The organism is Kitasatospora sp. NBC_00374 (genome assembly GCF_041434935.1).
Lineage (GTDB): Bacteria > Actinomycetota > Actinomycetes > Streptomycetales > Streptomycetaceae > Kitasatospora.
This window is the reverse complement of sequence record NZ_CP107964.1, coordinates 2,774,099-2,786,269: the sequence shown is the minus strand read 5'-3', so window position 1 is coordinate 2,786,269 and position 12,171 is coordinate 2,774,099. Positions and strand designations below refer to the sequence as shown.

Annotated in this window: 12 protein-coding genes; 6 read left to right on the top strand and 6 right to left on the bottom strand. The window is 74.9% G+C overall.

Annotation, left to right across the window (positions count from 1 at the left end; genetic code table 11):
- The first annotated feature begins 97 nt into the window (after nucleotides 1-97).
- From OG871_RS12465 to OG871_RS12455, 3 genes are all read left to right on the top strand, one after another.
- Complete coding sequence (locus tag OG871_RS12465; protein WP_371496812.1) at nucleotides 98-1,711, top strand: dolichyl-phosphate-mannose--protein mannosyltransferase; 1,614 nt, start codon at nucleotides 98-100, stop codon at nucleotides 1,709-1,711.
- Between the two features lie 62 nt (nucleotides 1,712-1,773).
- A complete protein-coding gene (locus OG871_RS12460; RefSeq protein WP_371503286.1) occupies nucleotides 1,774-2,481 on the top strand; it encodes an ABC transporter permease in 708 nt (235 codons plus the stop codon).
- A 209-nt stretch (nucleotides 2,482-2,690) separates the two neighbouring features.
- Complete coding sequence (locus OG871_RS12455) at nucleotides 2,691-3,275, top strand: TMEM165/GDT1 family protein (RefSeq protein ID WP_371496811.1); 585 nt, start codon at nucleotides 2,691-2,693, stop codon at nucleotides 3,273-3,275.
- Between the two features lie 21 nt (nucleotides 3,276-3,296).
- Here OG871_RS12455 and OG871_RS12450 read toward each other — a convergent pair whose 3' ends face one another.
- Together OG871_RS12450 and OG871_RS12445 are read right to left on the bottom strand one after the other, a co-directional pair.
- Complete coding sequence (locus tag OG871_RS12450; RefSeq protein WP_371496810.1) at nucleotides 3,297-4,247, bottom strand: peptidoglycan-binding protein; 951 nt, start codon at nucleotides 4,245-4,247, stop codon at nucleotides 3,297-3,299.
- A 514-nt stretch (nucleotides 4,248-4,761) separates the two neighbouring features.
- The gene (locus OG871_RS12445) at nucleotides 4,762-5,691 is read right to left on the bottom strand and encodes an AraC family transcriptional regulator (protein WP_371496809.1); all 930 of its coding nucleotides are present in this window, start codon (nucleotides 5,689-5,691) and stop codon (nucleotides 4,762-4,764) included.
- Between the two features lie 81 nt (nucleotides 5,692-5,772).
- Here OG871_RS12445 and OG871_RS12440 point away from each other — a divergent pair, with 81 nt between their 5' ends.
- Both OG871_RS12440 and OG871_RS12435 read left to right on the top strand, forming a co-directional pair.
- Nucleotides 5,773-6,276 (top strand): DUF1772 domain-containing protein, encoded by a 504-nt coding sequence (locus OG871_RS12440; RefSeq protein WP_371496808.1) that lies wholly within the window; start codon nucleotides 5,773-5,775, stop codon nucleotides 6,274-6,276.
- A gap of 94 nt (nucleotides 6,277-6,370) precedes the next feature.
- The gene (locus OG871_RS12435) at nucleotides 6,371-7,759 is read left to right on the top strand and encodes a M1 family metallopeptidase (RefSeq protein ID WP_371496807.1); all 1,389 of its coding nucleotides are present in this window, start codon (nucleotides 6,371-6,373) and stop codon (nucleotides 7,757-7,759) included.
- On the opposite strand, the gene OG871_RS12430 is transcribed toward OG871_RS12435, so the two are convergent.
- On the bottom strand, nucleotides 7,752-8,018 hold the full coding sequence (locus tag OG871_RS12430; protein WP_371496806.1) for a DUF2087 domain-containing protein: 267 nt from the start codon (nucleotides 8,016-8,018) through the stop codon (nucleotides 7,752-7,754). The two genes, OG871_RS12435 and OG871_RS12430, sit on opposite strands and share 8 nt — an antisense overlap.
- Before the next feature lie 112 nt (nucleotides 8,019-8,130).
- Between OG871_RS12430 and OG871_RS12425 the strand changes: the two genes are divergently transcribed.
- Complete coding sequence (locus tag OG871_RS12425; RefSeq protein ID WP_371496805.1) at nucleotides 8,131-8,463, top strand: antibiotic biosynthesis monooxygenase; 333 nt, start codon at nucleotides 8,131-8,133, stop codon at nucleotides 8,461-8,463.
- 54 nt (nucleotides 8,464-8,517) lie between these two features.
- Here the strand turns inward: OG871_RS12425 and OG871_RS12420 are convergent, their stop codons facing one another.
- Genes OG871_RS12420 through OG871_RS12410 form a run of 3 tightly spaced genes read right to left on the bottom strand, consistent with a single transcriptional unit; the run spans nucleotide 8,518 to nucleotide 12,151 of the window.
- Nucleotides 8,518-9,432: an ECF transporter S component gene (locus tag OG871_RS12420; RefSeq protein ID WP_371496804.1), complete on the bottom strand. Its 915-nt coding sequence runs from the start codon at nucleotides 9,430-9,432 to the stop codon at nucleotides 8,518-8,520.
- Nucleotides 9,429-11,045 (bottom strand): ABC transporter ATP-binding protein, encoded by a 1,617-nt coding sequence (locus OG871_RS12415; protein WP_371496803.1) that lies wholly within the window; start codon nucleotides 11,043-11,045, stop codon nucleotides 9,429-9,431. The genes OG871_RS12420 and OG871_RS12415 overlap by 4 nt, the downstream gene beginning before the upstream one ends.
- Complete coding sequence (locus OG871_RS12410; RefSeq protein WP_371496802.1) at nucleotides 11,042-12,151, bottom strand: energy-coupling factor transporter transmembrane component T; 1,110 nt, start codon at nucleotides 12,149-12,151, stop codon at nucleotides 11,042-11,044. Before OG871_RS12410 ends, OG871_RS12415 begins: the two co-directional genes overlap by 4 nt.
- Between the last annotated feature and the right edge of the window lie 20 nt (nucleotides 12,152-12,171).

The following is a 12,171-nucleotide window of genomic DNA, read 5'->3' as shown; positions in this document are numbered from 1 at the left end:
CGCCCGGCCCCGGCGGGCTAGGATCACGGAAAGGCGACACAGTGTCAGACCCGGTCGACGTCCCGTCCGCCGGGCCACCGATCGAACCGGCGAGGTCATGGCGTACGCGGCAGTCACCGAGACCCCGGCCCTGTCCGAGGCCCCCGCACCGGCCCCCCGCAACCCCTTCCCGTGGGTGGTCCGGCACTCCGGCTGGCTGGGGCCGATCGCCGTGGCCGTGTTCGCGGGTCTGCTGCGGTTCTGGGACCTGGGCCGCCCCAACGCCTTCGTCTTCGACGAGACGTACTACCCCAAGGACGCCTGGTCGCTGCTGCGGCAGGGGTACGAGGGCACCTGGCCGAAGGAGGCCAACGACCAGATCCTGGGGGTGCCGCAGAGCATCCCGCTGAGCACGGACCCGGAGTTCGTGGCCCACCCGCCGCTCGGCAAGTGGGTCATCTCGCTCGGCGAGTGGATCTTCGGGCTGCACCCCTTCGGCTGGCGGTTCATGGTCGCGCTGCTCGGCACGCTCACCGTGCTGATGCTGGCCCGGATCGGCCGGCGGCTGTTCTCCTCGACGCTGCTCGGCTGCACGGCCGCGCTGCTGATGTCGGTGGACGGCCTGCAGTTCGTGCTCAGCCGGGTCGCTCTGCTCGACGGCGTGCAGATGTTCTTCGTCCTCGGCGCCTTCGGCTGCCTGCTGGTCGACCGCGACCACGTCCGGGAGCGGCTGCGCGCGGCCCGCACCGAGGGCGGTGCGGCGGGCGACCGGCTCCGGCTGGGTCTGCGGCCCTGGCGGCTCGCCGCGGGCGTGCTGCTGGGCTGCGCCTGCGCGGTGAAGTGGAACGGCGCGCCGATCCTGGCGGCGTTCGTGGTGCTGGTGCTGCTGTGGGACCAGGCGGGCCGCCGCTGGGCCGGGGCGTACCGGCCGTGGCGCTCGATGCTGCGCCGGGACGCGCTGCCCACCGTGCTGTCCACCGCCGGCGCCGCGCTGGTGGTGTACAGCCTCAGCTGGACCGGCTGGTTCGCCACCGACGGCGGCTACGACCGGCACTGGGCGGACGGCCGGGACGGCCTGTCGATGCCCCGCACGCCGATCGTGGACATCCCGCTGCCGCAGGTGTCGATGGGCTGGGTGCCCGCGCCGCTGCGCAGCCTCTGGCACTACCACGCGCAGATGTACAACTTCAACACCGGCCTGTCCGACCCGCACTCCTACCAGTCCAACCCGTGGAGCTGGCTGGTCCAGGGCCGCCCGGTCTCGATGTACTGGCTGCAGCCGGCGCAGGGCCAGGGCGGCTGCACCGCGCCCGAGGGCTGCGCCAGCCAGATCCTCGGGCTCGGCACCCCGGTGCTGTGGTGGACGGCGTGCTTCGCGCTGGCGTACGCGCTGTGGCGCTGGTTCTTCCGCCGGGACTGGCGCTCGGGTGCGGTGCTCGCCGCCGTCGCCGCGGTCTACCTGCCCTGGTTCAGGTACCAGGAGCGCACCACCTTCTCCTTCTACATGGTGGTGCTGGTGCCGTTCCTGTGCCTGGCCGTCGCGCAGATGCTCGGCGCGCTGATCGGGCCGCCCGGGTGCTCGGCCGAGCGGCGGCGCTGGGGTGCGGCCGGGGCCGGGGCGATCGTGCTGGCGGTCGTGGTCTGCTTCGCGTTCTTCTACCCGCTGTACACGGCCGAGGTGATCCCGATGAACGACTGGCGGGCCCGGATGTGGTTCACCAGCTGGGTCTGACCGTGGCGGCGTCGACTGCGCTGCTGCCGGTCACCCCACTGCTGGGGGTCGTCTGCGCCCTGATGCTGGCCGGGGCGGTGGCGGTCGCCGGCCGGGGCCGGCTCGGCCACGGGCGGGCGGTGCTGCGGGCCGGGCTGCGGGCGGCGCTGCAGCTGGGCGTGGTGGCGCTGGTGATCGCCTGGGTGGTGGGCTCGCTCTGGACCTCGGCCGCCTTCGTCCTGCTGATGCTCGCGGTCGCGGTGCGCACCGCCGGGCGGCGGATCACCGCCGGCCCCGGCTGGGTCTGGGCGGCGGTGCCGATCGGCGTCGGGGTGCTGCCCGTCCTGGCGCTGCTGCTGGGCTCCGGGCTGCTGCCGCGGCAGGGGATCTCGGTGATCCCGGTGGCCGGCATCCTGATCGGCGGTGCGCTGAGCGCCACGTCGCTCTCCGGCCGCCGGGCCCTGGACGAGCTGCGGACCCGCCGTGGCGAGGTGGAGGCGGCCCTGGCGCTCGGCTTCGAGGACCGTGACGCCCGGCTGGAGATCTGCCGGACGGCGGCGGCGACCTCGCTGGTGCCGGCCCTCGACCAGACCCGGACGGTCGGCCTGGTCACCCTGCCCGGGGCGTTCGTCGGCATGCTGCTGGGTGGTGCGACGCCGGTCCAGGCGGGGGCGGTGCAGCTGTTCGTCCTGGTCGCGTTGCTGCTGGTGGAGGCGGTGGCGGTGGTGGCCGTCCTGGAGCTGGTCGGCCGGGGACGGATGGCCCCCGAGGGGCCGGGCGGGGTGGGGTAGGGTGGGTGGCTGTTGAAGGGGAGTAGCCCTCCACCGGAACGTCGACATACTGGCCCGCTCGCGGGCCCGGCGCCCGGGACACCCGCTTCTCGGGGTGTTGGCGAGACCTTCGGCCGCAGTGCTGTGACCATTTCCAGTGCTGTCGGGCCGAAGCGTCCCCTCGTGGCACTCCGGTCGGGCAGCCCGACCGAGAGACGACCGATACTCCGATGAGCCTGACCGTTGCCGCCGTGACCTTCGGCATCATCTTCCTGGCCGAACTCCCCGACAAGACCGCGCTGGCCAGCCTGGTGCTGGGGACCAAGTACCGCGCGGGCTACGTGTTCGCGGGCATCGTCGCGGCCTTCGCCCTCCAGGTGGGGCTCGCCCTCGCGGCGGGCAGCCTGCTCGCGCTGCTCCCGCAGCGCTGGGTCGAGGGCGTGACCGGCCTGCTCTTCCTGGGCGGTGCGGCGATGCTGCTGTGGCACCGGGAGGAGGAGGACGACGGCGAGGCCGCCAAGGAGCCCTCCTCCGGGAGCTTCTGGAAGGTGGCGGGGGCGAGTTTCGTGGTGGTCGCGGTCGCCGAGTTCGGCGACCTGACCCAGATCATGACCGCCAACCTGGCCGCCAAGTACGCCGACCCGGTCGCGGTCGGCCTCGGCGCCTGGCTGGCCCTGTGCGCGGTGAGCGGCGTGGCCATCCTGGGCGGGCAGAAGCTGCTCAAGCACGTGCCGATGCGGGTGATCGTGCGGGTGGCGGCGTCCGTGATGCTGCTGATGGGCGGCGTCAGCCTGGTCCGGGCCGTGATCGGCTGACCGGGCCGTCGGGCCGGCCGGTCAGCTCATCGACTCCAGCTGGGAGCGGGTCACCGGGCCGTACTTGCCGTTGCGCTCGTTCGACGGGATGTTCTGGCCGTAGACGCTCTGGAAGTAGCTGACGGCCTGCTTGGTGCGGCTGTCGAACGTGCCGGTCACCAGCGAGTCGTCGTAGGCCCAGTCCAGCACCGTGACCAGCCGCTGCTGCATGGCGCTGACGTCCGCGCCCTTGTCGCCCTGCTGCAGCACGGCGCGGACGGTCGGGGTCGGCGAGGGGGTCGGGCTGGGGGCCGTCGGGGACGCCGAGGGGCTGGGGCTCGGGCTGGGGGCGGCGCTGGAGGGCGGCGCGCTGGTCGGCGGCCTGCTGCTCGCGGACCTGGAGGCGCTCGGCGAGGGGGAGGGCTTGGCGCTCGGCGAGTTCTCGGCGCTCGCGGAGCTGCTCGGCGTGGCCGAGGGGGTGGCGTCCGGGGAGGTGGCGCTCGGCGCGGGCAGCGCGTGGTCGGTCGACTTGGACTTGTCCGACGGAGCGAGGGCCAGGGCCAGCCCGGCACCGAGCGCCACGATGCCGAGCCCCGCCCCGACCACGGCGGCCCGGCGGCGGGTGGCGGTGGTCCGGCGGCGGTCCGGGGCCGGACCGGAGGCGGTCGGCGCCTGCACGCTGTACGAGCCGAGGTCGGGCCGGCCGGGCGGCGGGGACTGCGGCTGCCAGTGCGGATACCCCGGCTCCGAGTCGTCCGCCGGGTACGGCGGGCCGGCCGCGGAGGTCTGCGGCAGCAGCGCGGTGGCGAACGGGTCCGGGGCGGACGCGGGCTCGTAGTGCACGGCGGCCGGCACGTACGGACGGACCAGCGGGGGCCCCTCCACGTGCGGGAGCACCACGGTCTCCTCGGTGGAGAGGGGGCCGGAGGAGTGGCACGCACAGCCGCCCGCGCTTCGGGCTGCGCCGCACAGCGGGCAGTGCTCAGCCGGCATGGGCCGGTCCTCCTCGGGGTCTGGTGTCGAACGGCCCCGATTATGCAGGAGGTTGCCGGGTGTGGACAGGCGGGTCCGACGGCCCGTGTGGCCATTGTCCCGGTTGATGACGATACGAACGGGGTGAACGGTCGGTGTCGATCGGGTGTCAGGCCGCCCCGGGTTCGACGGGCTTCACGGCGTCCGGCACCTGGCCGGCCACCGGGGCGCTGGGGGTGACGGGCCGGCCGCGTTCTCGGGGACCGTCCCGCCCTGCCGGCGCGCCAGGTGCGACCAGTACGCCGGGCTCGGCCTGATCCAGCCCCGGTCGACCCGCTCGTAGGGAGACATGCCGCCGCCGGTGCTGCCACCGCCCGCCTTCGCGACCGACGGGCCCCCGCCGCAACCGGTCGGGGAGACCGCCAGGACCGAGCGGGCCGCGACCGATCCCACGAGCACCCGCATCCGCACCGCGAATCGTCCCCCCGGACGTTCTCGATCTCCGCCGAGACCAGCAGCCTGGTCTGACGGTCGATCAGCCGGCGCGGTACTGCTGCGGGCTGACGCCGTTGACCCGCTTGAACGCCGCGCTCAGCGCGAACGCGCTGCCGTAGCCCACCTGCCGGGCCACCGCGGCGAGCGTGGCGTCCGGCTCGCGCAGCAGGTCGGCGGCGAGGGCGAGGCGCAGGCCGGTCAGGTACGCCATCGGGGGCTCGCCGACCAGCTCGGCGAACCGGCGGGCCAGCGCGGCCCGGGACGCTCCGACGGCGTCGGCGAGCCCGGCCACCGTCCAGGGCTCGGCCGGGGCGGTGTGCAGCAGTTCCAGCGCGCGGCCCAGCACCGGGTCGCCCTGGGCCCGGTACCAGCCGGGGGCCCGCGCCTCGGGGCGCGAGAACCAGGCGCGCAGCGCCGAACTGAGCAGCAGGTCGAGCAGCCGGTCCAGCACCACGTCCTGGCCCGGACCGTCCCGGCCGATCTCCTCCTCCAGCAGCGGGACCAGCGGCGAGCTCCACTCCTCGCCCGGCAGCACCAGCAGCACCGGAAGTGCCCGCAGCAGCCGGCCGCTCACCTCACCGCGCAGCTGGTACGTCCCGCTCAGCAGCACGGTGGATCCGCCGGGGCCGTCGCCCCAGGCGCGGACGCCCAGGTCCATGTCCTCGCACAGTTCCACGCCGTCCGGGGTGGTCGAGCGCTGGCCCGGGTGGATCACCACCTGTGGCGGCCGGTCCGGCCGGTCGGCGAGGGTGTACGGCTGCGGGCCGCGGGCGATCGCGAGGTCGCCGGGGCGGAGCAGCACGGCCGGGCCCTGCGCGGGGGTCGTCCAGACCTCGCCGCGCACCGGCGCCAGGACGGTCAGCGGCGCCTCGTCCTGGATCCGGACCGACCACGGCGGTGCGAACACCGACCGGAGCAGGAAGGCGCCCTGGGCCCGGGGCCCCGCGAGCAGCCCGGCGAGTGCGTCCATGGGGCCAGCGTAGACGCCCGCGCATGCGGCCGAGCGCCTCGGCGATGGTCCGCGGCGGGCGGGGTCGGTTGACTTGTGGGCATGACGGAACTTCGAACGGCGAGCCTGGTCGCGGCCACCCTGGCGACCGGCCTCAGCGCGGGCCTCTTCTACAGCTACGCCTGCTCGGTCATGCCGGGCCTCGGCCAGGCGGACGACCGGACCTTCGTCACCGCGATGCAGCGGATCAACGTGGCGATCCTGAACGGCTGGTTCGCCCTGTCGTTCGCCGGCGCGATGGTGCTGATCATCGTCGCCGTGGTGCTGCAGTACCGCGCCGGCGGCGGGGCGGCGATGTGGTGGACGGTGGCGGCGGCCGGCTGCTACCTGGTGCTGCTGGTGGTCACCATGGCGGTGAACGTGCCCCTCAACGACCGGCTCGCGGCGGCCGGGGAGCCCGGCGCCATCGCGGATCTCGCTGCGGTGCGGGCCCGGTTCGAGGACGTCTGGGTCCGCTGGAACGTGGTCCGCGCGCTGGCCGGCACCGCCGCGTTCGGCTGCCTGGCCTGGGCGCTCACGCTGACCGGGCGCGGCGGCTCGGCCTGAGTGCGGGGCCGAACGGTCCATCTCCGGGGCCCTGCCGCCGGTCGGCGGAGTGTCGCCGACCGGCCGCGACGCGGCCTGGCTGATCATCCCTCACATGAGAAGACGAGAGCGCCTCGCGGCGGCGACGGCGAGCATCGCCTGCGCCCTGGCCCTGTTCACGGCCTCCCCGGCCCCGGCCGCGCAGGGCGGCCACGGCCCGGCCACGGACCCGTACTTCCCGCTCGACGGGAACCGGGGCTACGACGTCCAGCACTACGACCTGGGGCTCGACTACACCCCTGCCGCCCACCTCCTGGTCGCCGAGGCGACCATCACGGCGAAGGCGGAGCGGACGCTGTCCGAGTTCGGACTCGACTACTCGGGACCGCAGATCGAGCGGGTGCTGGTGAACGGCGCGGCGGCCCCCTACCGGTGGGACGGCCGCAAGCTGGTGGTCAGCCCGGCCGTCCCGCCCTGCCGGGGCGAGTCCTTCACCGTGCGGGTCGGCTACCGCGGCGAGCCCGGCCCGATCGACGACCCGGCGCTCGGCATCTACGGCTGGGTCACCACCGAGGACGGCGCGGTGGCGCTCAACGAGCCGGACGGGGCCAGGAGCTGGTACCCCGTCAACGACGATCTGCGGGACAAGGCCACCTACACCTTCCGGATCACCACCCCGACCGGGGTGACCGCGCTGGCCAACGGCGAGCAGCAGGGCGCGCCCGTCGTCGACGGCGACCGGACCACCGTCACCTGGGCGATGGCGAAGCCGATGGCGAGCTACCTGTCGATGGTGGCCATCGGGAACTTCCGGGTGACCCGGAGCCTGGTCGGCGGCATCCCCAACACCACGGCCTACGACCCGGCCGGCGCGGGCGACGACTCCTTCCTGCACCGCACCACGGGGGAGGTGATGACCTGGGACGCGGCCAGGTTCGGCCCGTACCCGTTCGACTCGGTCGGCGGGATCATCGACCCCAGCGGTGTCGGCTACTCGCTGGAGACGCAGAGCCGCCCGGTCTACGAGACCCCGCCCGATGAGGGGCTGATCGTCCACGAGATCGCGCACCAGTGGTTCGGCGACAGCGTCACCCCGAAGTCCTGGCAGGACATCTGGCTGAACGAGGGCTTCGCCACCTACGTGGAGTGGCTGTGGCAGGAGGACCACGGCGGGCCGTCCGCCCGGCAGACCTTCGACGACCTCTACGCCACGCCCGCGGACGACCCGTTCTGGCTGCTGAAGACCGGGGACCCGGGCCGCGACCAGATGTTCGACTACAACGCGGTCTACCTGCGCGGCGCGATGACCCTGCAGCAGCTGCGCACCGTCCTCGGCGACCACGACTTCTTCGCGCTGCTGCGCGCCTGGCAGGAGAAGTACCGCCACGCCAACGCGGACACCGGAGACCTGCGCCGGCTGGCGGAGCGGATCTCCGGCAAGGACCTCGGGCCGCTCTTCCAGGCCTGGCTCTACACCGAGGGCAAGCCGGCGCCGCTCAGCTGACCCGGCGGTAGGCGCTGCCGTCGCGCTCCCTGGCCAGCATCCCGCCCTCCACCAGGTACCGGCGCAGCGCCGAGCTGTCCTCGTGCACCGTCCGCAGCGCCTCGTTGACCTCCGGCTCGGTGTAGTCGCGGCCCGGCGCGAACAGGGTCTCGGCGAGGTGGACGAGCAGCTGTTCGCGGCGGGCGGCCCGGCGCGGGATCGCCGTCAGCCGCCCCCGGGAGAAGAGGGCACTCACCTCGGGGGTACGGGTCTGGGGCACGGCACTGTCTCCTGGTCTCTCGGGCCGGACGTCCGGTCGAGGCTGCCACGCCCGGCGGCCCGGGGCATCCGGTTTTGTCCGCGCACCGGGTGCCGTGCGGCAGGATGGGGGCATGAGCATCGTGAAGATCAATGTGCTGACCGTCCCCGCGGAGATGCGCGAGACGCTGGAGAAGCGCTTCGCCGCGCGGGCCGGGGCGGTGGAGAACTCGGACGGGTTCGAGTGGTTCGAGCTGCTGCGCCCGGTCGAGGGCACCGAGCAGTACCTGGTGTACACCCGGTGGGCGAGCGAGGAGCACTTCAAGGCCTGGATGGAGGGGCCGATGCAGGCCGCCCACCGCCAGGGCCCGCCGGCGGCGGAGGGCGAGGCGCCCAAGCGGCCGGCCGCGTCCGACTCGACGCTGTGGTCCTTCGAGGTGGTCCAGTCGGCCGGTCCCAAGGCCTGAGGCCCGCAGGTCGGCCGCCGTCCGTCCCCGGCCGGTGCCGGGGACGGACGGCCGTCAGCGGTCGCGGAAGGTGACCGGTGCGGCGAACGCGGCCCGGCGGGTCGCCCGGCGCAGGGCCCGCAGCACCGGGCCGCCGACGGTGAGGCAGAGCACGGCGGTCAGCGCGGCGCGCGGCAGGTCCCAGCCGAGCGAGGTGGTCAGGCAGTACACGGCGAAGCGGACCAGGTTCTCGCTCACCGGGTCGCCCGGGACGAAGGAGACGGAGCTGCTCAGACCGCTGATGTAGGGCCAGCCCTGGAGATTCATGACGGTCCCGTAGGCCACCGCCGAGATCGCCCCGTAGCAGGCCAGCATGGTCAGCTCGGCCCGTCCGCGCAGGGTGGCCGGGCCGGGCAGCAGGCCCGCGCCGAGGCTGACCCAGCCCATCGCGAGCATCTGGAACGGCAGCCACGGCCCGACCCCGCCGGTGAGCAGCGCCGAGGCGAACAGCGTGACGGCGCCGAGCACGAAGCCGAAGCCCGGGCCGAGCGCCCGCCCGCCCAGCACCATCAGGAAGAACATCGGCTCCAGGCCGGCCGTGCCGGCGCCGAGCGGGCGCAGCGCCGCCCCCGCGGCGGCCAGGACCCCGAGCAGGGCCACCGCCTTCGCCTCCAGTCCTGGGCCGCCGCCGGCCTCGCGCCCCTCGGAGATCTGCGCCACCACGACGCCCAGCAGCAGCGGCATGAGCAGGGCGAACAGCCAGGGGGCGTCGGTGGAGTGGCCGACCAGCGCGGAGTCGGTGGCCGCGAGCAGCGGCCAGCCGAAGCCGACCACGCCGATGGCCGAGACCAGGCCGAGGGCGGTCAGCGACCGTCGGCCGAGCGGCACGGGGCGGCCGAGCTCGGGCGGGGTCGGTGCCGGGCGGCCGGGCACCGGCGCGGCGGTGCCGGGTGGGGTCGGGTCGGGTCGGGTGGGATCGGGGCCGCTCATGCCTGCTCCTCCTCCGCCAGGGCCGCGACGACCTGGCCGGTCGTCAGCAACCCCGGCAGCGCCAGGATCTTGGACACCTGCGGCGCGAAGGCCGGCGAGGAGATCACGACCTCGGCGGTCGGCCCGTCCGCGACGATCTCGCCCTCCGCCAGCACCACCGTGCGGTGCGCCAACTCGGCTGCCAGCTCGACGTCGTGGGTGGCGAGCAGCACCGCGTGCCCGGCCGCGGCGAGTTCGCGCAGCACCTCGACCAGCCGGCCCTTGGCGGCGTAGTCCAGGCCGCGGGTGGGCTCGTCCAGCAGGATCACCGGCGGTCCTGCGGTGAGCACCACGGCCAGCGCCAGGGTCAGCCGCTGGCCCTCGGAGAGGTCGCGCGGGTGCAGGCCCTCGTCGATGCCGGGGAGCAGCCGGGCGATCAGTGCGCGGCAGCTGCCCGCCCCGGCGCCGGCGTCCCGGTCGGCGGCGGCGCACTCGGCGTCGACGCTCTCGCCGAACAGCAGGTCGCGCGGGTCCTGCGGGACCAGGCCGACCCGCCGGATCAGCTCCTTCGGGCTGGTCCGGTGCGGTTCCAGGCCGCCGACCCGGACGGTGCCGGAGGCGGGCCGGTGCAGGCCGACCAGGGCGCCCAGCAGCGTGGACTTGCCGGCGCCGTTGCGTCCCATCAGGGCGGTGATCTCGCCGGGGCGCAGTGCCAGGTCGACGCCGCGCAGCGCCGCCACCGGCCCTCGCCGTACCGCGAGGCGGGCCACCTCGGCGACCGGTGCGCCGTCGGCCGGGGCGGCGGGGGCCGGGGTGTGTCCGGCCAGGCGGTCCCGCAGCGGCCCGGCCTTGCGGCGGGCGTCGCGGACGGACAGCGGCAGGGGCGACCAGCCGGCCGCCCGGCCGAGTGCCACCACCGGCGGGTGGACGGGGGAGTGCGCCATCACCTCGGCCGGTTCACCGAGCACCGGGGCCCGGCCCCGGCCGGGCAGCAGCAGGACCCGGTCGGCGTACTGGACCACCCGTTCCAGCCGGTGCTCGGCCATCAGCACGGTGGTGCCGAGGTCGTGCACCAGCCGCTGGAGGACGGCGAGCACCTCCTCGGCCGCGCCGGGGTCGAGGGCGGAGGTGGGCTCGTCCAGCACCAGCACCTTGGGGTGGACGGTGAGCACCGAACCGATCGCCACCCGCTGCTGCTGGCCGCCGGAGAGCGAGCGCAGGGCGCGCCCGCGCAGTTCGGCCAGCCCGAGCAGGTCGAGGGTCTCCTCGACCCGGCGCCGCATCACCTCGGGGGCCAGACCGAGCGACTCCATGCCGTAGGCGAGTTCGTCCTCGACCGTGTCGGTGACGAAGTGGGCGAGCGGGTCCTGTCCCACCGTGCCGACCAGGTCGGCGAGTTCGCGCGGCCGGTGTTCGCGGGTGTCCCGGCCGTCCACGGTGACCCGGCCGGTCAGCTCGCCGCCGGTGAAGTGCGGGACGAGGCCGCTGACGGCGCCCAGCAGGGTGGACTTGCCGGAGCCGGACGGGCCGACCAGCAGGCAGAGTTCGCCTTCGGGGACGGTCAGGTCCACCCCGCTCAGGGCGGGTTCGGTGGCCTCGGCGTACCGGACGCCGACCTGGTCGAAGGTGATCACTGGGTGCTCCGGGGCGGTTCGGGGGCGACGAGGGCGGGCAGCAGGCCGATCAGCAGCGCGGCGGCCGGCAGCACGGGCAGGGTCGGGACGACGGGCGGCACCACGGACGGCATGAAGGCCTCCGGGTAGCGGCCGGAGAACCAGACGGTCAGCGCGGCGACGGCCACCCCGGAGCAGGTGACCAGCCACTCGGGCACCGCCCACGGATCCGGCCGGTAGCGGGTGCGTACCGCCCGGCGGCTGCCCAGCAGCAGGCCCGCGCCGGTCAGCGCCAGCCCGAGCAGCAGCACCGGGAACGCCCAGGCCGCGCCACCGGGGGCGAGCAGGCCGTAGCAGGCGGAGCAGACCCCGAGCAGGCCGAGCAGGGTGAGCGCCGCGGTGGCCCGGGACACCCGGCGCGGGACGTCGGCGGTGCGGCCGAAGCCCCGGGTGTCCATCGCGGCGGCCAGGCTGACGGAGCGTTCCAACGCGCCCTCCAGCACCGGCAGTCCGACGCTCAGCACGGCCCGCACCCCCCGGTCGGTGCGGCCGCGCAGCCGGCGGGCCGAACGCAGCCGCTGCACGTCGGCGACCAGGTTCGGGGCGAAGGTCATCGCCACCACCACGGCCACCCCCGCCTCGTACAGTGCGCCGGGCAGGCTGCGCAGCAGGCGGGACGGCGAGGCGAGGGCGTTGGCCGCGCCGACGCAGATCAGCAGGGTGGCCAGTTTCAGCCCGTCGTAGAAGGCGAAGAGCAGGCCCTCCAGGGTGACCGGGCCGCCGATCCGCACCCCTCGCGCCCAGTCTGGCAGCGGCAGTTGGGGCAGCGTGAAGAGCACGTGACTGCCGGGGACGGGCGAGCCGAGCAGCACCGCGAAGACCATCCGGACGGCGAGCACCAGCAGGCCCAGCTTGAGGAAGGCCCCGTACGAGCGGGACCAGGGCGCGTCGCTGCGCCGGGCCGCCACCACGTACCCGGCGACGCCGATGATCAGCAGGAGCAGCAGCGGGTTGGTGGTGCGGGAGGCGGCGGCGGCCAGGCCGAGCGCCCAGAGCCACCAGGCGCCGGGGTGCAGCAGCCGTGGGCCGATGGTGGAACGTGTTCCTGATTTCGCGGTACGGGGCACGAGGATGAGGTCCTGAACGG

Excerpts from the sequence above, each read along its gene's own strand:
- OG871_RS12440 (WP_371496808.1), top strand. The coding sequence starts at position 5,773 with ATGACGGAACTTCGAACGGCGAGCCTGGTCGCGGCCACCCTGGCGACC.
- OG871_RS12460 (WP_371503286.1), top strand. The coding sequence starts at position 1,774 with ATGCTGGCCGGGGCGGTGGCGGTCGCCGGCCGGGGCCGGCTCGGCCAC.
- OG871_RS12450 (WP_371496810.1), bottom strand. The coding sequence starts at position 4,247 with ATGCCGGCTGAGCACTGCCCGCTGTGCGGCGCAGCCCGAAGCGCGGGC.
- OG871_RS12455 (WP_371496811.1), top strand. The coding sequence starts at position 2,691 with ATGAGCCTGACCGTTGCCGCCGTGACCTTCGGCATCATCTTCCTGGCC.
- OG871_RS12445 (WP_371496809.1), bottom strand. The coding sequence starts at position 5,691 with ATGGACGCACTCGCCGGGCTGCTCGCGGGGCCCCGGGCCCAGGGCGCC.
- OG871_RS12420 (WP_371496804.1), bottom strand. The coding sequence starts at position 9,432 with ATGAGCGGCCCCGATCCCACCCGACCCGACCCGACCCCACCCGGCACC.
- OG871_RS12425 (WP_371496805.1), top strand. The coding sequence starts at position 8,131 with ATGAGCATCGTGAAGATCAATGTGCTGACCGTCCCCGCGGAGATGCGC.
- OG871_RS12465 (WP_371496812.1), top strand. The coding sequence starts at position 98 with ATGGCGTACGCGGCAGTCACCGAGACCCCGGCCCTGTCCGAGGCCCCC.
- OG871_RS12435 (WP_371496807.1), top strand. The coding sequence starts at position 6,371 with ATGAGAAGACGAGAGCGCCTCGCGGCGGCGACGGCGAGCATCGCCTGC.